General features: G+C 36.9%; 22 protein-coding genes and 1 pseudogene. 14 read left to right on the top strand and 9 right to left on the bottom strand.

The genetic code is table 11. From position 1 onward, the window contains the following. Positions 1–441 precede the first annotated feature (441 nt). Complete coding sequence (locus tag FGL31_RS05800; protein ID WP_138090019.1) at positions 442–1,512, top strand: acyltransferase family protein; 1,071 nt, start codon at positions 442–444, stop codon at positions 1,510–1,512. 256 nt (positions 1,513–1,768) lie between these two features. On the opposite strand, the gene FGL31_RS29650 is transcribed toward FGL31_RS05800, so the two are convergent. After that, on the bottom strand, positions 1,769–1,879 hold the full coding sequence (locus FGL31_RS29650) for a JAB domain-containing protein (protein WP_394366182.1): 111 nt from the start codon (positions 1,877–1,879) through the stop codon (positions 1,769–1,771). Between the two features lie 149 nt (positions 1,880–2,028). Between FGL31_RS29650 and FGL31_RS05790 the strand changes: the two genes are divergently transcribed. The 6 genes from FGL31_RS05790 (at position 2,029) to FGL31_RS05765 (ending at position 5,455) form a co-directional block, all read left to right on the top strand. Beyond that, positions 2,029–2,439 carry a hypothetical protein gene (locus FGL31_RS05790; RefSeq protein ID WP_138090018.1) on the top strand — a complete coding sequence of 137 codons (411 nt, stop codon included), beginning with the start codon at positions 2,029–2,031 and terminating at the stop codon, positions 2,437–2,439. A gap of 151 nt (positions 2,440–2,590) precedes the next feature. Continuing rightward, positions 2,591–2,977, top strand: coding sequence for a DoxX family protein (locus FGL31_RS05785; RefSeq protein WP_138090017.1), 387 nt, complete (start codon positions 2,591–2,593; stop codon positions 2,975–2,977). Then, positions 2,958–3,326, top strand: coding sequence for an iron chaperone (locus FGL31_RS05780; protein ID WP_138090016.1), 369 nt, complete (start codon positions 2,958–2,960; stop codon positions 3,324–3,326). Before FGL31_RS05785 ends, FGL31_RS05780 begins: the two co-directional genes overlap by 20 nt. Before the next feature lie 145 nt (positions 3,327–3,471). Next, on the top strand, positions 3,472–4,050 hold the full coding sequence (nudK, locus tag FGL31_RS05775) for a GDP-mannose pyrophosphatase NudK (RefSeq protein ID WP_138090015.1): 579 nt from the start codon (positions 3,472–3,474) through the stop codon (positions 4,048–4,050). A 214-nt stretch (positions 4,051–4,264) separates the two neighbouring features. Continuing rightward, entirely contained in the window at positions 4,265–5,053 is a 789-nt protein-coding gene (gene bla, locus FGL31_RS05770; protein WP_138090014.1) for a class A beta-lactamase, read from the top strand. A gap of 6 nt (positions 5,054–5,059) precedes the next feature. After that, positions 5,060–5,455, top strand: a complete 396-nt coding sequence (locus FGL31_RS05765) for an LIC_13387 family protein (RefSeq protein ID WP_138090013.1) — start codon at positions 5,060–5,062, stop codon at positions 5,453–5,455. 10 nt (positions 5,456–5,465) lie between these two features. Here FGL31_RS05765 and FGL31_RS05760 read toward each other — a convergent pair whose 3' ends face one another. Then, a complete protein-coding gene (locus FGL31_RS05760) occupies positions 5,466–6,077 on the bottom strand; it encodes a response regulator (protein ID WP_138090012.1) in 612 nt (203 codons plus the stop codon). Continuing rightward, positions 6,070–8,022 (bottom strand): ATP-binding protein, encoded by a 1,953-nt coding sequence (locus tag FGL31_RS05755; RefSeq protein WP_138090011.1) that lies wholly within the window; start codon positions 8,020–8,022, stop codon positions 6,070–6,072. Before FGL31_RS05755 ends, FGL31_RS05760 begins: the two co-directional genes overlap by 8 nt. A gap of 306 nt (positions 8,023–8,328) precedes the next feature. Between FGL31_RS05755 and FGL31_RS05750 the strand changes: the two genes are divergently transcribed. Together FGL31_RS05750 and FGL31_RS05745 are read left to right on the top strand one after the other, a co-directional pair. Beyond that, a complete protein-coding gene (locus tag FGL31_RS05750; RefSeq protein WP_138090010.1) occupies positions 8,329–9,441 on the top strand; it encodes a hypothetical protein in 1,113 nt (370 codons plus the stop codon). 22 nt (positions 9,442–9,463) lie between these two features. Further along, entirely contained in the window at positions 9,464–10,000 is a 537-nt protein-coding gene (locus FGL31_RS05745) for a hypothetical protein (RefSeq protein ID WP_138090009.1), read from the top strand. 215 nt (positions 10,001–10,215) lie between these two features. On the opposite strand, the pseudogene FGL31_RS05740 reads toward FGL31_RS05745, so the two are convergent. The 3 genes and pseudogenes from FGL31_RS05740 to FGL31_RS05730 form a co-directional block, all read right to left on the bottom strand. Next, positions 10,216–11,736, bottom strand: a pseudogene (locus tag FGL31_RS05740) (IS1182 family transposase); the annotation flags it as partial. A 136-nt stretch (positions 11,737–11,872) separates the two neighbouring features. Continuing rightward, complete coding sequence (locus tag FGL31_RS05735; protein ID WP_138090008.1) at positions 11,873–12,928, bottom strand: phytase; 1,056 nt, start codon at positions 12,926–12,928, stop codon at positions 11,873–11,875. A gap of 12 nt (positions 12,929–12,940) precedes the next feature. Beyond that, positions 12,941–15,661 carry a TonB-dependent receptor gene (locus tag FGL31_RS05730; RefSeq protein WP_232046303.1) on the bottom strand — a complete coding sequence of 907 codons (2,721 nt, stop codon included), beginning with the start codon at positions 15,659–15,661 and terminating at the stop codon, positions 12,941–12,943. A gap of 339 nt (positions 15,662–16,000) precedes the next feature. Here FGL31_RS05730 and FGL31_RS05725 point away from each other — a divergent pair, with 339 nt between their 5' ends. The 5 genes from FGL31_RS05725 to FGL31_RS05705 are packed head-to-tail and all read left to right on the top strand — an operon-like array spanning position 16,001 to position 20,767. After that, positions 16,001–16,444, top strand: coding sequence for an acyl-CoA thioesterase (locus FGL31_RS05725; protein WP_099372468.1), 444 nt, complete (start codon positions 16,001–16,003; stop codon positions 16,442–16,444). A gap of 20 nt (positions 16,445–16,464) precedes the next feature. Further along, entirely contained in the window at positions 16,465–17,130 is a 666-nt protein-coding gene (gene rsmI / locus FGL31_RS05720; RefSeq protein WP_138090006.1) for a 16S rRNA (cytidine(1402)-2'-O)-methyltransferase, read from the top strand. Between the two features lie 35 nt (positions 17,131–17,165). Continuing rightward, positions 17,166–17,984, top strand: coding sequence for a PH domain-containing protein (locus tag FGL31_RS05715; RefSeq protein ID WP_138090005.1), 819 nt, complete (start codon positions 17,166–17,168; stop codon positions 17,982–17,984). A 3-nt stretch (positions 17,985–17,987) separates the two neighbouring features. Beyond that, positions 17,988–19,592 (top strand): apolipoprotein N-acyltransferase, encoded by a 1,605-nt coding sequence (gene lnt, locus FGL31_RS05710; protein WP_138090004.1) that lies wholly within the window; start codon positions 17,988–17,990, stop codon positions 19,590–19,592. Positions 19,593–19,633: 41 nt separating this feature from the next. Then, complete coding sequence (locus FGL31_RS05705) at positions 19,634–20,767, top strand: cysteine desulfurase family protein (protein WP_099372464.1); 1,134 nt, start codon at positions 19,634–19,636, stop codon at positions 20,765–20,767. A gap of 53 nt (positions 20,768–20,820) precedes the next feature. Here the strand turns inward: FGL31_RS05705 and FGL31_RS05700 are convergent, their stop codons facing one another. From FGL31_RS05700 to FGL31_RS05690, 3 genes are all read right to left on the bottom strand, one after another. Next, positions 20,821–21,408 (bottom strand): hypothetical protein, encoded by a 588-nt coding sequence (locus FGL31_RS05700; protein ID WP_099372463.1) that lies wholly within the window; start codon positions 21,406–21,408, stop codon positions 20,821–20,823. 224 nt (positions 21,409–21,632) lie between these two features. Then, complete coding sequence (locus tag FGL31_RS05695; RefSeq protein ID WP_138090003.1) at positions 21,633–22,211, bottom strand: hypothetical protein; 579 nt, start codon at positions 22,209–22,211, stop codon at positions 21,633–21,635. A gap of 113 nt (positions 22,212–22,324) precedes the next feature. Next, the gene (locus tag FGL31_RS05690) at positions 22,325–22,903 is read right to left on the bottom strand and encodes a hypothetical protein (RefSeq protein ID WP_138090002.1); all 579 of its coding nucleotides are present in this window, start codon (positions 22,901–22,903) and stop codon (positions 22,325–22,327) included. Between the last annotated feature and the right edge of the window lie 11 nt (positions 22,904–22,914).

Raw genomic sequence — 22,914 nt, 5'->3', positions numbered from 1 at the left:
CCACCCCCCTAACGGGATCGCCGTAGGCAATCCCGCCCGATTGTGCTTCGATTATCATCTAGTTAGTAGCTAGCCTGTTTTTGATTTTCGTGCTTCGTTTTCCCATCTAGTCTTAAGTTTGGAAGTATACGAAGACTGTTGGCGATATTTTTGAAATAAAAAATGACTAGTGGCTATATCAAAAAAAATGACAACGTCGAAGTCTAAGGGATCAGTAGGCTAACCAAACCTAAAAGTGGTTGGATTTTAACCATGCATGTCCATCCCTAGTAAAAAGACTAAGTAACTTTTATGATGTGAAGGAATTACCAAGCCAATAATTATGACAAACATCGAAGCTACATAAATAAATTACGGGAAACAGTATTATTTATAACTTGGTTCGCCGTATATTAACGCCGGTAATTCCAAAACGGAACACCTTTTTTCTAAACTAAAAATATGAAAAAAGACTTTCAACAGCTATTAATTTCAATCTCAATACTTAGGTTTCCTCTTATATTAATGGTAATTTATATTCATATTATTAATGAAGATGTTACACCTGTCAGATTAAGTATGGATGCAGATAATCTTTACCATTTAATATACAGCACTATATCTCAAAATTTTGGACGGACTGTTGTTCCATCCTTCTTTGTTTTTTCAGGATTTCTCTTTTTCATGAAATTCAAGGACACATTTTCACTAAATATATACATGGTTCAAATAGAAAATAGGTGGAAATCATTGTTCATTCCCTATTTGTTTTGGAACATTGCTATGGTACTGATTATCCTATTAAAAAATAAAATAGTCTTATCCATTGGTGGGCATCCGGATGATTTTTATTTTTCTGTAAAAGGTTCATCTGTCTATGACATGTTGTGGAAAGCCCCAATCGATTATCCACTCTGGTATTTAAGAGATCTATTGATAATGGCTTTATTTTCGCCGTTCTTCTTCGTTCTCAAAAAGTACCTAAAGTTGTTTGGATTAGCCTTACTGCTGATTTTCTATCTTTCATGTATAGAAATCCCTATCCCTGGCTTTAGTGCAACAGCGATATTTTTCTTTGGTTTAGGTAGCTATATAACCATTGATCCATCTGCATTTGTAAATTTCATCAACAAATTTTGCCTATTCCTGATCATCGGAATGTTAACTTTCCTTGCTCTTGCAACTTATAATAATGGGAAACCACTTTATGAATTCTTTATCAGGTGTTTTACAATTTTTGGCACATTTTCGATAATATATCTAGGGAATAAACTCCAAAATAGAGAAAAGATTAAAAACCTCTTAATAGATTTGTCAAATACAGTTTTCTTTATTTATGCCATTCATATTATTTATATAATTAATTGGTCAAAAGGGACTTTTGCTAAAATCAACTTTTTCAACAATGGTTATGGGCAAATAATAGGTTACTTTTTGCTTCCTCTTGTTGTTGTCGCTGCTTGCCTATTGATCTACTATTTAATGAAAAAATTAATCCCAAAGTTTTTAAATTATATTGTTGGAGGTAGGTAAGAAAAGTATTATACTAAACAAAATCAAAGAATATATTTTAATAACTTTCTAGTTAAATAAAAAATATAAATATTTAATCATATGATAAAAAACTAAAAATATTGAATTGACATTTTAAAAATATTATCCACCCTCCAACTGTAAAATAAAAAAGTTTTTGATAAGAAGCATATTTAGACAATTCAACAACTTCAATAGAACGCTTAAATTCTTAAATATTTTTAGTGATGCAAATAAAACAAATATTGAATGTCGATCAAAACATTTCTTCATCACGTAAACTAATGTATCTATGGATTGATAGTTTCAAATGATCGCAGACCTCAATATCCAATAGTTTACCACATTTAACAGTTTTCTTCGTAATCGTAATATCATGTCAACTATTTCTGAATAACTAAAAACATGGGTTACCAAAATTTTTTAAAATTGAATTATAAGATACTATACCCTGAAATTATTATTCTGATTCCCTCAAGATTATTTAAATTAGATTCTTTCTTATAAGAAATCGATATGCGAATAATTCTAGTATTATTTATTGCCATTCTATTAGGTTGTAGTCATAAAAATAAAGTTAATGAAAACGAAAAGTATTATGTCCATATAGACGGAAGAGATACAACTAGGATTAGGTTAATTCGATTTCCGGATCGCTTTTATGGTGAGATGGTCAATACGAAACCAGGTGGTTACCGTGTAACAGGTGAGATTAGTGGAAATGTAAAAGGTGATACTTTAATTGGCGATTACCACTATACACCTTATAAATGGAAGGAGAAAAAGCGTGTTCCATTTGCGGTATTAGCTGATGGAAATAATTATCTTGAAGGAAAAGGAAAAGTTCTTATATATATGGGGATTCCATATTATGTTGAGAATACCCTATCCTTTCAAAACCCAAAAAGAATTTTTATCCCAGAATAATTCAATTTAATTCCTCATTATTTTAAGTCTTCATTATGTTCAATATCGAACAGGCTTCATATTAAGTTAGCAGTTCCATTTCTTGCCTTATGGCAAGTGTCAAATCCTTCTCCTCTAGTAATTTTGATTATTCATTTTAAACTTAAAAATTATGAAAAGAATTAAAATTTACTTTTGGCTTTCCACCACATTTATCTTCTTATTTGAAGCAATAATGCCTTTGACGGCTACTATTTTTGCTCCTGACCAGTATAATGCAGGTACCAAGCCATTGGGTTATCCTGATTATTTTGCGATCAGTTTGATTGTTTGTAAGGTTATTGGGGCAACGGCATTGATGATTCCAAGACTAAACCCAAAAATAAAAGAATGGGCTTATGCGGGCTTGGCTTTCAACCTGTTTTTTGCGGCCTTAAGCCATATTATTGTTGACGGTAATATAGGATATATTCTAATGCCAATTGTTGTCGGGATCATTCTTGCTATTTCATATATAAACAACGAAAAACTTAAAAATTATGGCAAAAACGAATTTTAGAAACATCGATGAATATCACTCCAGCTTTTCGGGAGATATCTTAAAAAGAATGGAGGTAACCAGGAAAATGATCAATCAAATTGTTCCGGAAGCTGAGGAGGTTATCAGCTATCAAATCCCTGCTTTTAAGATTGGGAAAAAGTTCCTTCTTTATTATGCAGGATTTCCAAATCATCTATCGCTTTCCCATCCTTGGAGCCAAGATTTCCTGGAGCATTTTAAGGATAAACTAAAAGATTATAAAGTTTCTAAATCCGTTATTCAGATTCCAAATGAAACTGAATTTCCAGAAGAATTTGTCGAAAAGATTATTAGGTTTCGAAGAGAAGAAATGAAAGAGACAGTTTAAAACATGCTCATATTTGCTATAATTTTTAATTGGGAAATTTATTTCGCAAAACGTATAATATCATCGTCATGAATTCAGTTTATTATTCAAATAAACTTTTATAAAAACACTATAGACCAATTAAAATTACGACAATTATACTCACATGATAGAAAATATAAAGATCCTAAAGACAGAAATTCTTTCTGATAATTGGTATATCCTTAAGAAAGTAACGTATGAATACATAAAAAAGGATGGAACAAAACAAATTCAAAGCAGAGAGGCATATGATAGAGGAAATGGAGCAGTAATACTATTATACAATAAAGAAAATAGGACAGTAATTCTTACGAGACAATTCCGCGTTCCTACCTATATCAACGGTAATGAAACAGGAATGCTGATAGAAGCTTGTGCTGGTTTGTTGGACAATGATAATCCGGAGGATTGCATAAGGCGAGAAACTGAAGAAGAAACAGGATTTAAGATTTCGGAAGTTCAGAAAATATTTGAGGCTTATATGTCACCCGGATCAGTTACTGAAATTTTATATTTTTTTATTGCAGAATACACCAAAGAAATGAAAATAAATGAAGGCGGCGGTGTTGAACATGAGGAAGAGAATATAGAAGTTTTGGAACTTTCGATTGAAGATGCCGTAAAAATGATAAAAAATGGAGAGATAAAAGATGCGAAGACTATTATGTTGCTTCAATATATTTGTTTAAATAATATCCTCTGAGATCTTTCTTAAAGCTATTATAATTTTAATTGCTGCTTACTCCAATTTCATTATCTTTATTCTCAATACATTCACACCTTATGAAAAGATTCCAATTTGTTTTTATCCCTTTCCTTATCTTCTTATTTAGTTTCCAATTATCATTTGCACAGAATGATTCCCTTGTTCTTTTAAAAAGAAGATAGAACAAATCATTTCGCAGAAAATTCGGTAGTTGGAGTTTCAATTATTGGAAACAATGGGCGGGATACTTTATCAATCCTTGGGGACAAGAAATTTCCGATGCAGAGTGTATTTAAGTTTCATATTGCATTGGCAGTTTTTAGACTTGGTTGACAAAGGCAAACTATCATTGGATCAAACGGTAAAGGTTGGCAAGAAAGATTTGATGCCCTCGGGATTTTGGAGTCCTTTGCGGGATGAAAACCCAAATGGTGGGAGCTTTACGATTGAGAAATTAATTCAATATGCAGTTTCACATAGTGACAATACAGCCTGTGATGTATTGATAAAACTTGTTGGATCACCAAAAGACGTAGAGAAATATTTTAAGAAAAATAACATTCAAGACATCCAGATTACTTATAATGAGCGCGATATGCAGGCCAAATGGGAGAATATGTTTCAAAATTGGACAACCCCGAAAGCTGCCAGCAAAACTATGATGTTGTTCTATGAAAAAGAGAATAACCCAATATCGAAAAATAGTTATTTTGTTTTTTGGAGGACAAATTTCGAAACTACCACCGGTGAAAAGCGCATAAAAGGCAAATTACCTGTAGGAACTCACGTCGCTCATAAAACGGGTTGGTCTGGAACTAACAAAGAAACAGGTATTACGGCTGCAGTAAATGATATTGGAATCGTCGTGTTACCAAACGATCAGCATTTTTACATCAGTGTTTTCATCACTGAATCAAAGGAAAATTTCGATTCCAATGAAGAGCTGATTGCTGATATAGCCAAAGCAGCCTATGATTATTTCGTCAATTTAAAGAAATAACCGAAAATGAAATGGACTTATAAAACCTACCTCAGAATAGGTGTTATTTCATTTATAATTCTTGGAATTGGACATCTTTTTGGAGAGGCTCAGATGAGCAATGATGGTTCTATCGAAAAACATTTAGACCAATATGATTTTAAACTATTGGGCTCCACCTTTAGTTTATATCAATTTCATCTTGGTTATAGTGTAATGATGGGGTTATTGATCATATTTATAGGATTGCTACTTCTCACGTTGCAAGAAATACAGAAACAAACCCTCCTCCTGCTGGCCATTGGAAGTATTATTATTTGTGGATTAATTTGGTACTTCTTTGCATTGCCAGGTCAGATATTTTCTACAATCTCTGCAGTGTTTTTTTCGTTAGCTTATTGGAAATTCCCTAAAGTGGAATGATATGTAAGGGTTAAATCAATTTTTTCTCAATTGCGATTCTGACCAATACGGCTGTATTTTTTGCATCCAATTTTAGGAGAAGATTCTTTCTGTAACTTTTTATGGTTTCGGGGCTAAGGAATATGCGTTCTGCGATTTCAGTGTTAGTCAGTCCTTCTGCTACTAATTTCAGCATTTCTCGCTCCCTTTGGCTTAGCCACAACTGAGTCTCTTTAGGTCGTTTCATCAGCAGGTCAATTTCATGGCAGAGGAAAGTTTCACCTTCAGCCACAGCCTTGATTCCTGCGAGGACCTCCTCGCACATTGCATTTTTTAGAAGATAACCTGAGGCTCCGTGCTCTAACATTTGTCTGACTACGCTATATTCATTATGAGTAGTCAGCGCCAAGACCCTCAGTTCTGGAAAACTTTCCTTTAATTCTTTACAGAAATCAACACCACTTATATCCGGCAATCCAACATCGAGAAGAAGAACATCAGGATTCCAAAAACGGATCGAATTTCTGCAGTCTGCTGCACTATAAGCTACCCCAGCAACCTTGGCAATTCCTGAACCTTCAATTAAACTCTGTAATCCTTCAGTCAGGATTTTATGGTCATCAACGATTGCAACATTAATCATAACTTTTGTTCTTTTTCAATTCCAGTTCAACATGTATTTCAGTTCCTTGTGAAGAGGATAAAACATCCATTTCTCCCTGAAAAGCTTCTACTCTTTGACGGATATTGCGGAGCCCCATTCCTTCAGAAGTTGTCTGTTGATCAAAGCCCTTACCATTATCTTGAACCGTGAAAGACACTCGATTTGACTCTTGCACCAGCTGAACGTTAATATGATTTGCATCGGCATGTTTGAGCGCATTGTTTACAAGTTCATGGATACAGCGATAAACCATGATCTCCATTTTGCTAGGTAGTCGACCTTCGTCTCCGAAATAATGGAAATCTGCTGTTGGAATTGCAGCACAGAAATCTGCCAAAGACACTTTGAGTCCATATCGCAGCAATGATTCTGGCATCATATGATGTGCCACACGGCGAAGCTCTTGGATGGAATCGTCCAACATACCCAAGGCGGTCTGAAAACGCGTCACATCCATTGCTTCTAATAAAGCATCTCCATTCACTTGCGGTAGATTTAATTTTACAGCAGACAACATCCCTCCTAGTCCATCATGCAGATCTTTTGCAAGTCGGGTTCTTTCTGCGGCTTCACCATCAAGGGTTGCTTGAACAGCCACCAACTGTTTTTCCTGTTCTAAACGTCTGCTTTCTTGCTCTGCCAATTTACGTTTATTTACTGCCAATCGATATCGCACAAACGCGAAAGCTAAAGCAATAAGCAAAATCCCTCCTATGGCGATGCCTAGCCAAATATATAATTGTCGTTGTTTTTCCAATGCTGTTATTTGTAATTCTTTTTTCTCTGTTTCGTATTTTACTTCCAAATCTGATATAGATTCCTGATAACCATCAGTAGCAAATTGCTGTATAGATTCAGAATATTCATCAATATAGTCTTCCACCGTTTTTAAGTTGCCGAGATACATATTATTTCTAATATGATTGTATAGTACATTGTGTTTGATCTCAATATTAGAAGAATCTAACTTTCTGGCTTCACTTGCAAGCTGATCGCTCTCATGATAATTACCTTGATAATAGCGCACATTTGATAAGTTAATTAAGAGCTGGGCAAGCAAATTTGGGTAGTTTACCTCTTCAGCTAAAGCAAGACCTCTTTCAGTAAATAGCTCCGCCTGCTTATAATCTCCAGTTTCTTGATAACATCTACCCAATACCGAAAGGGCAACTGCTTCGCTGTATTTATTACCTAATTGATTATAGATATCGACAGCGCGCTTTGCATAATCAATGGCTTTTGGCATGTCGGTTTCTTGGTAGATATTTGTCAAGGCGATAGCAACTGATCCTAGACTCTCTTTATTATTACTTTTTATGGCCAGATCTTCAGATTGTTTCAGATATTTCTCTGCTTGTTTGAAATTTCTGAGTTGAAGGTATACATGGGCTATGTTTCCTAGTGCCATTCCCCTACCTTGATCATGACCTTCCTTTTCAAATAGTTGTAATGATTTAAGGTATTCCTTTATAGCTTCAGGATGGTTGTCTTGCATTTTATAGATAGAACCTTTGTTCATATGTGCACTGGCCAACTCTTTAAAGCCCGTTAACTCAGATGCGGGCTCAAATGCTAGGTCTTGATAATAATGTGCTGAATCATATTGTGAAAGGTAGAAAAATGACATTGCCGTATGGCTATATAATATAGATAACCATTTTTTATTGTCATGTTTTTTTGCAAGAGCAATACCTTTTTTACCATATTCAATTCCCTTTTCAGCATCCTGTTCCCAAAAATTATACACAAGTGCATCATATAACTCCAACTGTCTATCTACTGATATATTTTTCTTCTCAAGTTCAAGTTTTAAAGAATCAACAATTGGCTGTTGCCCCGATGCATTCATGCTCAGTACCAGAAAAATAAAACTGAACGATAGAATTATATACTGCGGTACACCTCTAATTATAAATCTTTCCATGATATTATTTGATTAGTGGGTTTTATTCAAATATTTATTTGACAAAGGTAGTTGTGGGCTCTCTTGATTAAAACCCCCTTTAGGGGGTATCAGGAAATTTGGTCAATGTACTATTGGTTCATTCAAATATAAACAAAGATAAGAAGATTCTTAAAATCAAGGTTTTATCGCTTTTGTGTTTTTCCCCCTTTAGGGGGTATAAACGGAAATTTATCGAGGATAACTTTGCTTTATCAAATTAAATGAAAGGCAATGCTTGCCGAGATCAATTGAAAAATAAAATTATAAACGATAAAAATTAATGAAATGAAAGCAAAGATTTTAACAAACATCAGAATGACTTGGATGATGTTAATTACAGTAACAGTATTTATAAGCTGTTCGAAAAGTGATGATGCCGAACCCATTCCTCAAGTAACTTCCTGTGATGTTATCATTGTATCGGGGAAAATTGACAAACCTACTGTTTGGGAGCCAGGATTTGTTTATGTGATTGAAGGCTCAGATTTAAGAGTAGAATCTATTTTAACTATCAAGCCTGGTGTGGTTGTAAAAATTAAGAATGCAGGAATTGGTATTTATGAAAATGGTAAAATATTAGCTGAAGGAACAGCAGATAAACGTATTGTTTTCACCTCATTGGCTGATGACCGTTACTGTGGCGACACGAATAACGACATTATGGCAAGTAAGCCTGAAAAAGGAGATTGGGTTTCATTGGATCTTAGTGGATCAGTAGGTTCTGTATTCAAATATGTCGATATATTCTATGCAGGTCAAAACAGCGGCGGAACAAATCGTGCTGTCGATATAGGTTGGACCCAATCAGCTGCCTTTACTTTTGATCATTGTAGAATAGCACACACGTTGGATGGCTCTAGGTATGATTCCCAAGCATTTTATGGCAGTTCTTCTATGATAGATGCCAACATAAGCCGCTTTACCAACAACGCATTGTACGACAATGGAAAGCCTATTTATTTCAATGCATTTTACACTTTAGATCCAAGTAATGTTTTTCATAACCCGGACGAACCAACTATGAAAAATAAACACAATGGTATTTATTTATTCGGAACTGTCCAGGATAAAACCGTCAGCTGGAATATAAAGGAAGTACCTTATGTGGTAAACCAATACTATCAAGTTTATAATTCTGCGACGATCAATATCGGTCCAAATGTAGTTGTAAAATTCATGAGCACAAGTGCAGGACTACAGAGAAATGCTCCACAGAATATCAATCTGAATTCCTCAGCTATCCTCACTTCTTATAAAGACGATGCAAATGGAGGAGATACTAATGCAGACGGGAATGCTACAGCGCCTACCAAGGGCGACTGGACAGGATTTAGAAATGCATATGGGCCAAGTCCTTCATGGCAACAGGGAACGAACATTCTATACTCAGCTCGCTAATTATTTTTTTAAATATAAAACAATGAAAAAAGCAATTATTATTTTCCTTGCGATAAGTTTCAGTCTTTCTGCTTATTCGCAACAGTTTCAAGTAGGATCAAGTTCAGCTAATCTTGGTATTGGTTTAGGAACAGCACTAGGAAGTCTAGGCAAAGCTAGACCAGCAATTTCAATCGCTCTGGATTATGAGATGTGGGATATTGGCGGACCAGGGGTAATTAGTTTAGGAGGTTATGTAGGCAATACAGGGTATAAGTACGCTGACCTAGGGTATACGGCAAAATGGAATTATACAACAATTGGGGTTAGAGGAGCATACCATTATAATGGCTTTAAAGCACCGCAGCTGGATGCTTACGCAGGGATGATGTTAGGCTACAATATCGTTAAATATAGCTCAGATAATCAGGACAATTCCTTTGTAAACAATTATGCCAGCGGACTAGGATTCTCAGGGTTTTTAGGAGGAAGATGGTTTTTTAGTCAACAATTTGGCGCCTTTGCAGAATTAGGATATGGTGTGTCTGTTTTGAATGCAGGGATTACCTATAAGTTTTAAATAATCAGTTTGTAGTATCTTTTTCATAATTATGAGAAGGTGTCTAAAAAGGCACCTTCTTCTGTTTTATAGCTTTCTGGAGCTCCATTATAATTTCATGAGCAATATTAGGCTGCAAGTCGATGTTTTGTACTTTTCAGCATGTTGATGGCTTGATTTATCGCAAACAGGGAGTTTTTGCCACCTGGTTTACCGATAAAAGCTTTGTCTTTCCACTTTTTTGCCCATTTTCTGAGGTTATGGGCAATGGCCATCAAACCGAATTCCACAGCGACCTTCTCCAGACCTTTCATTGTGAACCGGGTAAACCTGTTGTTGCTTTTCATCTGGCCGAAAACGGCTTCCACTTCTATGGGTCGCTTGCTCCGATGGTACATTCCCTCTTCCGACAGCAGTCTTTCCCGGGCTTTAGCCTTGAGCTTATTGAGCCTGTGGTTCACTTCAATGAGCCGATCGCCTGTAGCTTTATGGCACCCACTCCGCATCGGGCAGCCTTCGCATCGCCGAGCCTGGTAACAGCTGACCCGGGCAGTGTATCCGTTGGCACTGACTCTGGTTGCATGACCGATAAAGCTGAGCTTCTGTCCGGCCGGACATACATAATAGTCATCCTGCTGGTTGTAATATAGGTTCTGTACCGAGAAAGGATCCTGTTTATGCTTGCGCTTCTGTTCCATATGGAAGTAATTGTACTTCACAAAAGCGGTTATACCCTGTCCTTCCATCAGCTCGTAGTTCTGCTCGCTACCATATCCGGCATCTGCGACGATGGATTCACTCTGTTTTCCGTAATGGGACTCAAAGCCTTCCAGGTGTTCGGGCAGGGTTGTGGTATCTGCGGCCGTTTGATGGATGCTATAATGGGTGATGAACTGGTCTTCGGTGCTGATCTGGGTATTGTAGGCCGGTTTAAGCTGGCCATTTTTCATGTGGTCCTCTTTCATCCGCATAAACACGGCATCGGTATCGGTCTTGCTATAACTGTTGCGATCTCCCAGTACTTCCAGTTGCTCCTCATATTTCTGCAATCGGGGCAGATAGTCGTCTTCAAGCTTCCTCAGCTGCCTATCGGTGGATCTATCCACTCCTTTGAGCTTGGCATTGATCGCTCTGATCTTTTCCTTCAGCTGGGCACTATCGATGGCCTTGCTGACTTGCTGATCCCCTAATGAAGATTGGTCCTGGCTGATCTGTGCATCGATATCCGAAAGGACCGAAGCGATGTTCGCCTCCAGCTTTACCTTGTTCTTCTCGATCGATCTCTTCCAAACGAAGGTATAGCGACCGGCGGCCGATTCGATCTTGGTACCATCTACATACTGGACTTTCAGGCTGACATACTCCATGTCATGCAGCATCCGAACGATACTGGCAAACAGCTCCTGTATCTGTCCCTTAAGACGCTTTCCCCTGAAATAATTGATCGTACGGTAATCCGGCGTACTGTTGCCCGAAAGCCACATGAAATGGATGTTCTCGTGCAGGGCGCGCTCGATCTTGCGGCAAGAATAGATATTGCTCAGATACGCGTAGAACAGTACCTTGATGAGCATCCTGGGATGGAAACTGGTCGTGCCTCCGCCTTTATACTGACGGATGATATGTTCCAGATCCAACTGGTCAACAACCTGACTCACCAAACGAACCGGATGGTTCAAGGGGATACGGTCTAAAATATTCTCAGGAAAAAGACTCGGACTATTGGATGGAAGAGCTTTGAATTGTATGTTTGCCATATTGTTTTTTGGGTGCACCTTAAGATACAAAATCTTGAGGACAAAAAACAGAAAAACCCCGCCATTTTTTAATGACGGGGTTATTTTTTTAAGAGACCTTTTTAGACAGCCCCAATCTGTTGAATTAATAACAGTCTTATTTTTTTCCGTCGATAATATCTTGGAACATTTGCCAATCATAATAATGGAAGACCATTCCATTACTCATCGCCACCAACATTCCTTTAGGGAATTTTGAGCCAATCGGCATTGCTATAGCATCTGCGCCATCACATTCAATAGCAGAAACAGGTACCTCAGCAATGCGAGTATATTGGTTTGGATTACCTTTATCTCCCTCTCTCGGGTAGATATTGAATGAGTTGTTTTGTTGGTTTGACGCTACGATATAACCTGTCGTATCTGAGGTTTTATAAATTGCAATTCCTTCATGATCTTCTTTGAAATCTTTAAGACCAAAAACAGCAAGTTCTTCATTTCCTTTTGCAGGATCTGCATAATATTTATGGATTCCGTGGCCTTCATCAGAATAATAAACATATCCTAATTCATTATCTACTGCAATTGCTTCGATTTCTTTTCCACCAAGGAAACTACCGAATTCACGCACTTTATTTCCCACTACTACACCGTCTTTATCCTGAAGTTCATACTGGAAAAGATACCTACCTGTTGGTCCTGTTTTTCTGCCTACCACGGCATATATTTTATTTCCTGCGGAATCAGCTTGTGTATATAATGCAATTCCCATCGGTGATTTTTCAGTTTCACCTTCGAAAACGGGAATTCCGCCGTTGTCTAGAGGTTTTAATTCTGGGAGACTGAATACTCTGATTTTGTTAGTTCCGCGTTCTGTGACAACTGCTACATCAACCTTCTTTCCAGCAAGGTTCAACCCATAAGCAATATCCACATTGTTAGGACGGTCTAGAGGCACAACTTTATTGATGATTTTACCATCCATATCATAGGCATACAGACCACCTGTTTTCTCATGTTTGTCGGTACCAATTACTATTACCTGAGTGCTATCTGCTGGGTTGACCCAAATTGCAGGATCATCCGTATCGTTTGGTACAACTTCCGTTGTAACTGTTGGTTTTAAGGCATTTTCTGCAACTGGTGCCAATTTATCTCCACATGAAGAAAGCACCGCTAAAGCTAAACCTAGTATAATAAATTGTTTGTTCATTTTAATTTTAGATTAAAGGTCAAATTTTAGACCTAGTGTATAACGTGGTTTGTAATATTCCAATTGACGCATGCGCTGCACTTCACCTTGGTAATAGCGCAATGGCTGGTTAGTTAAATTATTTGCTTCAGCAAAAATACGAAGAGATTTTGTAAACTTATAAGACGCATTTGCATCAAGGAAGAATTGCTTGTCATAATAAGCATCAGTGAATTCATTTTTTCCGATTTCATCCAAATAAGCTGCAGTGTAATTTGCAGACACACGAGCTGAGAACTTATTATTTTCCCAAGACAGGGATCCGTTCAACATGTGAGGAGCAGTTCTAGGAAGTCCTAGGCCTTCACGAGCGACACCGTCTTCATTGGTAATACCTTCAGCTTTAGATTTTGTGAAAGTGTAGTTAGCATAGACTGCAAAACCCTGAAGGAATTTTCCGGGAAGGAAATCCAATTGTCTTTGGAATGCGAATTCAAATCCATATACATTTACTTTGTCACCATTTCTTGGCTGCGCAAATTCAAAAGTTTCTCCTGCTTCGATAGGGTTTGGCGTGTTAGGGAAAAGTTCCTCGAAACGATCAGCAGTAAAATTGATATCATTATAGGTATATATGAAATTTTTCAGGTTTTTGTAAAACAAACCACCAGAAACAATACCTACATTTCTGAAGTAACGTTCTACCATCAAGTCATAATTTGTTGCATAAGTAGCCTTCAAATTAGGGTTACCTGCTTTCAATTCCCTGTCGTCCAACACGGAGTTAACAAATGGAGCTAAAGCATAATAATTAGGGCGCGCCAAGCTTGTGGTTACCGCAGCACGAAGGATAAAATTGTCGTCGAAATTATGTTTTAATGTAATACCAGGAAGGATATTTGTATAGCTGTTCTTGTTATTGATTTCACCTTCGAATTCCTCTTCATCTTTCACACTGTTACCTGTATAATCAATTTTCGTATGTTCTATACGTGCACCCAGGATTAGGGCTGTTTGATCGGTAATATTTTGATCCCAACGAACATAACCGGCAAAAATTTGTTCTTTTGCTCTATAGTTTTCAGCTAAATATTCTTTAGGTGCTTTTTCTTCTTCAAACTTAGCGTTGTCTTTGAAATTCAAGCCTCCCAGGTAGTTTTTGTCGACAAAGCTGCCTGGCGCAAATTTTTCACCTTGATCCCATCCTTTTGCATCCCAATTAACTAATGGCAATGCGCTCATATCGTCAAATCCTGAAGTTGGTTTGTATTCGAACAAGATGTTGTCTCTTTCTTTGGATTTCAATCTCATTCTACCACCGAAACGGATTCTTCCTTTTTGTCCATCTATCACGGTTAATGGAAGTCGGAAGTTAACTTTGGCTCCGATTTCATCTTCGTGGGTATTATTTTCATTTTCTGTAAGCTCATCGAGCTTGAACTTAGAAAGGTCATCTCCTGTTGCACTTACGAATGGCAAATACGGATCAGAAATATCCACATTTAAGGGAGCACCTTTTTGTATATAAGAAATATATCTTTCGTTAGGTCTCCATTCGGTAGCTTTGGAATATGATGCTGCCCAGTCCATGTCTAAGAATGGTGAAAGGATGTGTTCACCATGTAAGGAGAAGTTCATGACCGATTGGCGTTCAAGACGACGACCTTTATTACGGTTGTTATCCACACCACCTTTAGTTTCACGGATCAATTCACCAGAATAACTATTGGTTTCCTCATTATATTCAAGATCTTTATAGGTTGTTGCGAATCTGTTTTCTCTATCATCACGCCAGTTGTACATGGCGTTTAAAGCGATTCTGTTTCTCGCATTGAAATCATAATCCCAAGCTGCTGACACACTTCTACGAACACGTGTTACATCATATTTACGGATTTGAAGTTCTTTTAATGATACATCACCATCCTTTTCGTCCCATTCCGCTTCGATATTATTAGAACCGAAGTCATTAGTCTGCATGGTTCCGCTCAATACTAAGCCCATCTTATTGTCCATAAAACGGTTACCATAAATAAATGCACCATTGTAGATTGCTTTCTCTCTGACTGGCGAATAACCACCACTAACAGTTGCCGAGATACGTTGTTTATTTGGTACTGCACGTGTAATTAAGTTTACACTACCACCGATTGCATCTGCGTCCATATCAGGCGTTAATGTTTTATTCACCTCGATAGATGAGATCATATCCGAAGGGATAAGGTCCATTTGAACATTCCTGTTGTCACCTTCAGCGGAAGGAATACGGTCTCCATTCAAAGTAACGGAGTTCAGTTCTGGCGAAAGACCACGTACGATGATGTTTCGAGCTTCCCCTTGGTCATTTTGCATGGTTATTCCCGGTACACGTTTCAAGGCATCACCAATATTTTGATCCGGGAAACGGCCAACTTGATCTGAAGAAATAATATTAGAAATATTACTGTTGTTTTTTTGTTGGTTTAGGGCTTTGGCTTGTCCTTTGGCAATATCACCTATTACTTGGATTTCATCCAACACATTTGCTGAAGGATCTAAAAAGATTTCTACGGCGTCCTCAGTTGTTTTGATTTGATTGGAGTAATGTTTGTAACCTAGGTAATCCACGTCTATCGTGTAAGTACCCGCAGGTAGATTTAAGAATTCAAAGTTACCATTTGCATCGGATACGGTAAATTTGTTAGTTCCTTGTATTTTCAGGGTTGCGCCTGGCAAGGAGAAATGGTCATTGCTGTCCATAATTTTCCCTTTCAAAACTGTTGTTTGAGCAAAGGAAATGCAGCAAATTAAATTGAATAAAAAAAGTAAAAAAATTCTCATGGAGTTAATAATTTATTGCTGGCAAAAGTATGTATAGCACTTAACTGCATTATTAACCCAATATTATCAATTTGTTAACACACCGAAATATTTATTATAAATCAACAAATAATTGATAAAATTTTAACCTAAGAATATTTATTAAGTTATTTTTTATCCTATTATTAAATAGATATTATATAATCTTAATGAATTAATAAATCGTTATCGTTTAGTTATTGGTTCTTTTTGAATTTTAATTTTTTATATTTTTAAGCTAGAATATCATTATACATGGAAGAGAATATTTTTTATGAGGGCCAGGTTCTTTGGTCACAGATTGATGCCAATGTTCATTTACGTCATTCAGCGTATGCTGATTTTTGCGCCCAGGCCCGTAGCAACATGCTGAATCAACTCGGTTTATCATTGCAAGAATTCAACAAGAATAAAATTGGTCCGATATTGTTTCGGGAAGAGCTGAATTACCTGCGTGAAATTGGTTTGGATGAGAAGATCAAGGTGAGCGTGGAAATCACGAAATACAACACTCAAAACTCCAGGTTTTCATTCCGTCATGTCATATACAAAGAGAATGGGGTGAAGGCTGCGATTGTAGTCGTTGATGGAGCTTGGATGAATATTATAGAGCGTAAACTGACCAGTATTCCTGATGATTGGAAGGAGATAATTTATAAAATTCCGAAGTCTGAGGATTATACTGAGATAGATTCTTAGTTTATCGTTATCTTTGGGCTATGTTATATATTGTTCCCACTCCTATTGGCAATCTTGAGGACATGACCTTCAGGGCAATCACTGTCTTGAAATCGGTTGACATCATTCTTGCCGAAGACACTCGTACCAGTGCTCCATTATTGAAGCATTTTGGCATCGACAAAAAAGTCTTTGCCCATCACCAGCACAACGAGCACAAGGCAGTTCAAGAAATCATTCGATTGTTGAAGGAAGGGAATCAGATTGCACTTATCTCTGATGCAGGCACTCCAGCGATCTCTGATCCGGGGTTTTTATTGGTCAGAGAAGCCATCAAAGAAGGATTGGATGTCCAATGTTTGCCGGGTGCGACAGCCTTTGTACCTGCTTTGGTAAATTCCGGATTGCCGAATGACAGATTTTGTTTTGAAGGATTTCTTCCTGTTAAAAAAGGGCGTCAGACGCGGTTAAAATCTTTGGCAGATGAAAAGAGAACGATGATATTTTATGAGTCACCACACCGAATCCTGAAAACAATAGATGAGTTCATCCAGATATTTGGTGCAGACAGGCCGGCCTCTATTTCAAGAGAGATCAGCAAGATGTATGAGGAGACTGTTCGAGGGACATTGACAGACATCAAGACACATTTTGAGACGAATCCTGTGAAGGGAGAATTTGTTTTCTGTGTAGGGGGACATGAATAATTAAAACAAGAATTTAAGAAGTAAATACCATATCGATGGAAAATTATCAAATTGACAAATACGTTCAAGACGGACAAGACGCCAAAGTGGTTGAGAAAATCCATGGCAAGATCTTAGATATGCTGACTCCGGGTGAATCCATTAATTATATAGCATTGCAGAAAAAACCTGCAGTAAATTTGTTGCCTGACAGTATTACCGTGAGCAACAAACGAATTTTCTTATGTGAGTTTACCAAGTTGGGCTTGGCTACTAATTTTGAGATTTTTCCTTGGCAAGACATTAAGGATATCGCCTTTAAGGAGGAAATATTTGGCTCTAAAGTTACTGTTATTCCATTTACAGGAGAGAATTTGACGATTGATTATATTCCTAAGACACAAGCCAGGAAATTATATCAATTGATCAAAGATGCTTTGGCCAATCTTCAGAATCAGAAAAAAGAGGCTAAAGACACTAAAATAGTGATTGAGAACAAACCTGCTTTCAATACTCCTAGTCCAGCTATTGAAAAACCAGAGCCTATTAAAACAATTGAACCTGAGAATCCAGTAGCGAAAACACCTGAGCTTCCAAAAGTTGAAGAAAGACCGAGGTTTGAGGAAAGGCCGAGTTTAAATTCAACTTTTGCCAATCAGAATTTTCAATCAAATACTTCAAGGCAGGAACCACAAGGTTTTCAATCATCAGCCCCTAGCCCATCTCCAACAGTCAACACTCCTTCGGACAACAAAGTTGAGGAAGAAGATGAAATTACGTTGAAGCTTAAAAAGTTAAAAGGTTTATACGACAAACAACTGATCACTCAAGCTGAGTATGAGACCAAAAAGGCAGAGATCTTAAGCCAACTGTAAAGCATGAAGAACAACTATTTATTAGCTTTCCTGAGTGCATTTTTATTGTGGTTGGCATGGCCTCCTATTCCTTATACGAGCATTTTATTGTTTATAGGGTTTGTACCTTTGCTGATTGCAGTAGAGAATGTAATCCGTGGAGATTACAAGAAAAAAGGCAGAAAGATTTTTGGTTTAGCTTTCCTTACCGGAGTTGTCTGGAACACGGGATCTATCTACTGGGTCTACAATGCCATGCATGCTTATTTAGATGCATTTACATCCCTGATGATCGCATTGATTCCATTTACTTTGGCGCCTCTGTTAATGGCATTAGCTTTCCGACTTTACTATCAGATGAGGAAGAGAAACAATATTCTGCTAAGTTTTATGGGACTTATCTCCTTTTGGATAGCTTATGAATTTTTGCATCAATCTTGGGAACTTTCTTTTCCATGGATGACATTGGGCAATGGCTTTGCCAATTTCCATCAATTGGTTCAATGGTACAGCATCACGGGAGTTTATGGTGGTACATTATGGATTTGGATATCCAATGTTCTTATATTTTTATGGTATTGGCAAAGAAAAGAAAAGGTTGAGGTTTACAGTCAAAAGATTATTTTAGGTATACTTTCTGCTTGGCTTATTATTCCTGCTATAAGCTCCTTGATTATCTATAGCACCTACGAGGAACATGTCAATCCATCCGAGATTGTGACAGTCCAGCCCAATATTGACCCATTCCAGAAGTGGGGAACCATTACACCCGAGGAGCAGCTGAAAATATTAACTGACTTATCTCAGAAGGTTGCGAAGCTGAACACGGAGTTTTTCATTTGGCCGGAGACTGCAATTTCAGGTGATAATGGCATCAACGAGGATGAATTCAGGGAATATTCTCAGTACAGGGAAGTCTTGAATTTTCTGGAGCCTTATCACAATGGGAATGTCCTTTCGGGCATTGAGAGTTATGTGATCTATGATGATCAAAAAACTCTGACTGCCCGGGCCATTGGAAATGTATTTTATGACAGTTTTAATGCTGGAGTTTTAATTGACGGAAGCAGTAAACTACAATTTTACCATAAATCGAAGTTGGTTCCGGGAGTTGAGAAGATGCCATTTGGGAAGGCTCTGTCGGTATTGACTCCATTATTCAAACATTTTGGAGGCACCACGGGCGGTTATGGCAGTCAGGCAGAACCTTCCGTATTTTACTCGGCCAGTGGGATTGGTGCTGCACCTGTTATTTGTTATGAATCGATTTGGGGGAATTACGTGGCACAATACATAAAAAAAGGTGCTCAATTTATTGCTGTAATCACGAATGATGGCTGGTGGGGAGATACTTCAGGAAAGGACCAGCATCTGCAATATGCAAAATTACGTGCTATTGAGAACCGTCGTTGGGTGGTCAGATCAGCGAATACAGGCATTTCTGGCTTTATAAACCAACGTGGTGACATTGTGCAGAAGAGTTCATGGTGGGTTCCTAAAGCTTTGTCACAGGAAATCAACCTGAATGAGGACTTGACTTTCTATACAAAATATAGTGATTTAATAGTCTATTTATCGTTCGTAACGAGCTTACTATCAATAGGCTTAATGATTGTCAGAAAAAAATAATTTGTTCCAATTTTTCCTTGTGAATCTTTATATTTGCCGCCATGCAAGTTTATTTTGATAATGCCGCTACCACAGCCTTAGATAAAGAAGTTATCGAGGTTATGGTACAAATGTTGAACGAGAATTTTGGAAATCCCTCGTCAATTCATGCCCATGGACGTGAGATGAAGACCATCGTAGAGAAGGCCCGAAGATCCGTTGCCAAATTATTGAACGCTTCACCATCGGAGATTTTCTTTACTTCAGGAGGTACAGAGGCGGACAATATGGCTATCGTACGTGCCATTGAGGCTTATAATATTACCCATGCGATCAGTTCACCATTGGAGCACCATGCTGTACTTCACACCTTGGAGGAATTGGAGAAAGCTGGCAAGATCCATCTTGATCTACTACGAGTTGACTCTAAGGGTAATGTTGATTTAACCCATTTGGAAGAATTGCTATCCATCAATCCAAAAACATTCGTTTCTTTGATGCATGCCAACAATGAGATCGGAAATTTGACGGATTTGAAAAGGGTGAGTGAATTGTGTGAGCAGTATAATGCCATATTCCATTCTGACACTGTTCAGACGATGGGCCATTATGCACATGATTTAGGTGATCTTAAGATTGACTTTATCACTGGTGCAGCTCATAAATTCCATGGTCCTAAAGGAGTTGGTTTTCTTTACATCAATGGACGCAACAAGATCAAGCCTTTGATTTACGGTGGTGCTCAAGAGCGCAACATGCGCGGAGGTACAGAAAATGTTTACGGGATCGTTGGTTTAGCCAAAGCCCTTGAAATTGCTTACGCCGAGATGAAAGAACATCAAGAGCACATTCAATCACTTAAGGATTACATGAGGGAAAAATTAGTTGAAGCTATTCCTGATGTTAGATTCAATGGCGAAATTGATGCCGATAAATCATTGTACACCGTGTTGAACGTTTCATTGCCATGCACTAATATGGGCGATATGTTATTGTTCAATCTTGATATCAAAGGTGTTTCTGCATCTGGAGGTAGCGCTTGTAGTTCTGGTTCAGACATTGGCTCTCATGTTTTAAAAGGTATCTGTGCAGATGCCACTAGACCTTCGGTAAGATTTTCTTTCTGTAAATACAACACCAAAGAAGAGATTGATTTTGTTGTAGAGACATTAAAAGAAATCTGCAATCATAAATAGAATTTTATTAACAATTTAAATAAAAGGGGTATTCATAAAATACCCCTTTTTCATTATTTAACTTTCTTGAACTTGATCACCATATAACCATCACTATAGTTCAAAGCCATTTCTTTTTCATTCAATTCTAAAATTTGAAAATGCATCTCTCCGTTTTTGCCAAAATCAAGCATTAATACTCTATAATCTCTATCATAGCTCCAAGGAAGATTTCCGTTTGAATTTGTGCTAAAGTCATATAGTTTAGGATTACATTTATCATCAAAACTATTTACTTTGTTGATATCCTTATATTTAAAAGAATAGGTAAAGTTGTTCAAGATTTCAATTTCAAACATCTCCAATTTCTTTTCCCACACACTCACCTTTGTTGTACAAGGCCCTTCATACGATTCGTATTTCGTCAATTCTTTCAATTGGTTTACATCCGTATAAGATTTAGGATTATTGACTCCCAAAGGTTTAAACGAGTCGTCATAAAATTCATAGGCTTGCCATTTTCCATAGAGCAATTCTTCATCAGCTATTTCTTCTGGCATGTCATCATCGCCCTCATCGAGCAGATCATCTAAAAGTCCTTTACAGCTAATTATCATCATGATAATTACTGGAAAAATTAATAAGGTTAATTTAGTCTTCATGGTTAATAAATTAATTTGGTTAACCAAAGATAAACAGTTCAGAAACATTGGTAAATACCGAATCTTAGGTATATTTATTAGTTAATTTAATTATCGAATAATTATACAATAAAAAAGGAGGTATGAGACCTCCTTCCAGATTTACTTTTTAGAATTAATTGAACCGAATAATTATTAATAAAATGAAATCTTAGTTCTATTTGCGTGACTAGTTCTTATCTTTTTTATTTTTTCAGAATTATTTTTATTTTTTCATCATCACCGTCATTGATTTCAAGTTCTAAGGTATTGCTAGAAATGCTCAATACTTTAAACTCCGTATCACCTGATTCCTTGTGCGTCAATGTTAATGTTCTTTTTACATCATTTTCTTTCCAAGTTTGGTTGCTTACGGTTTCTGCGCTTTTATCGTAAACTTTAGAATTGCAATTTTCATCATATCCATTGATTTTTGTTAATACATTTTGTTTTAAGATTGCGGATTTATCAGCTTTCAATTCAAGAGATAGCGAGTTAAATTTCAATTCTACTTTAGACACTTTAGTTGTGCAAGGTGCTTCGTATGAGTCAAATTTTATTGATTGCTCGATCAAATTAACATTTGAGAAATCAATTGGATTTGTGATTCCGTTTTGTTCTATTGAACTAGCATATATTTCATACGCGATCCAGTTACCAATAAACAATTCTGGATCTTCAATAGGGTCTTTGCCATCCCCTTCATCGATTTCATCCAGCAATCCTTCGCATCCTACCAACATCATCATCAATATTGGGAAGATCAGTAATAATTTAGTTTTCATAATTTCTTTACTTAAGTTAAACAAAAATAAATTGTTTAACTTTTCAAGTAAATACCTAAGTTTAGGTATTTATAAAGAAAATTTAACTATAAAACACAATATTATTAATTATACTATTGTTTTTGAAGTTTTACAAAAATAAAATCCTGATCCTTTTTCAATGCTAAATGCATTTCTCTTTTGTCCAGATAATATATTTTGAAATTATTCTGTGAATCAGAAAGTGAATCTCTTAAGTTTAACGTAGCATTTTTAAGGTCAAGATCCCAATTTGCGATTAACACTTGGTCATAACTTTCATCATATACCGCGTTTTGACATTTAGAGTTATAGGAGTTCATTTTATAGTACAATTTTTCCAATATCTCCGCTTTTCCATTCTCCATAAACTTAATCTTGAAATACTCCATTTTTTGTTCTACTTCACTTATTTTAGAAGGACAAGGATCTTCTTGCGATTCATATTCTATTAAATTGGAAATCTGGTTTACTTTACTGAAATCTAGGTTTTGATTTAAGCCTTTAGGATGGATATTATTGTCATAATATTCATATGCAGTCCATTTGCCAATTAGGGTTGTTGAATCAACCGCATCCACACTATTCTCGATCAAAATTTTGAATAGTCCACCAGTACTCCCTACGAGCAACAGCAAGATAGGAAGAACCATAAAAGATAGTCTGGTCTTCATTGTTGATAATT

Source organism: Sphingobacterium daejeonense (assembly GCF_901472535.1).
GTDB lineage: Bacteria > Bacteroidota > Bacteroidia > Sphingobacteriales > Sphingobacteriaceae > Sphingobacterium > Sphingobacterium daejeonense.
Note: the sequence above shows the minus strand (reverse complement) of the source record. Positions and strands in the feature narration are given on the sequence as shown.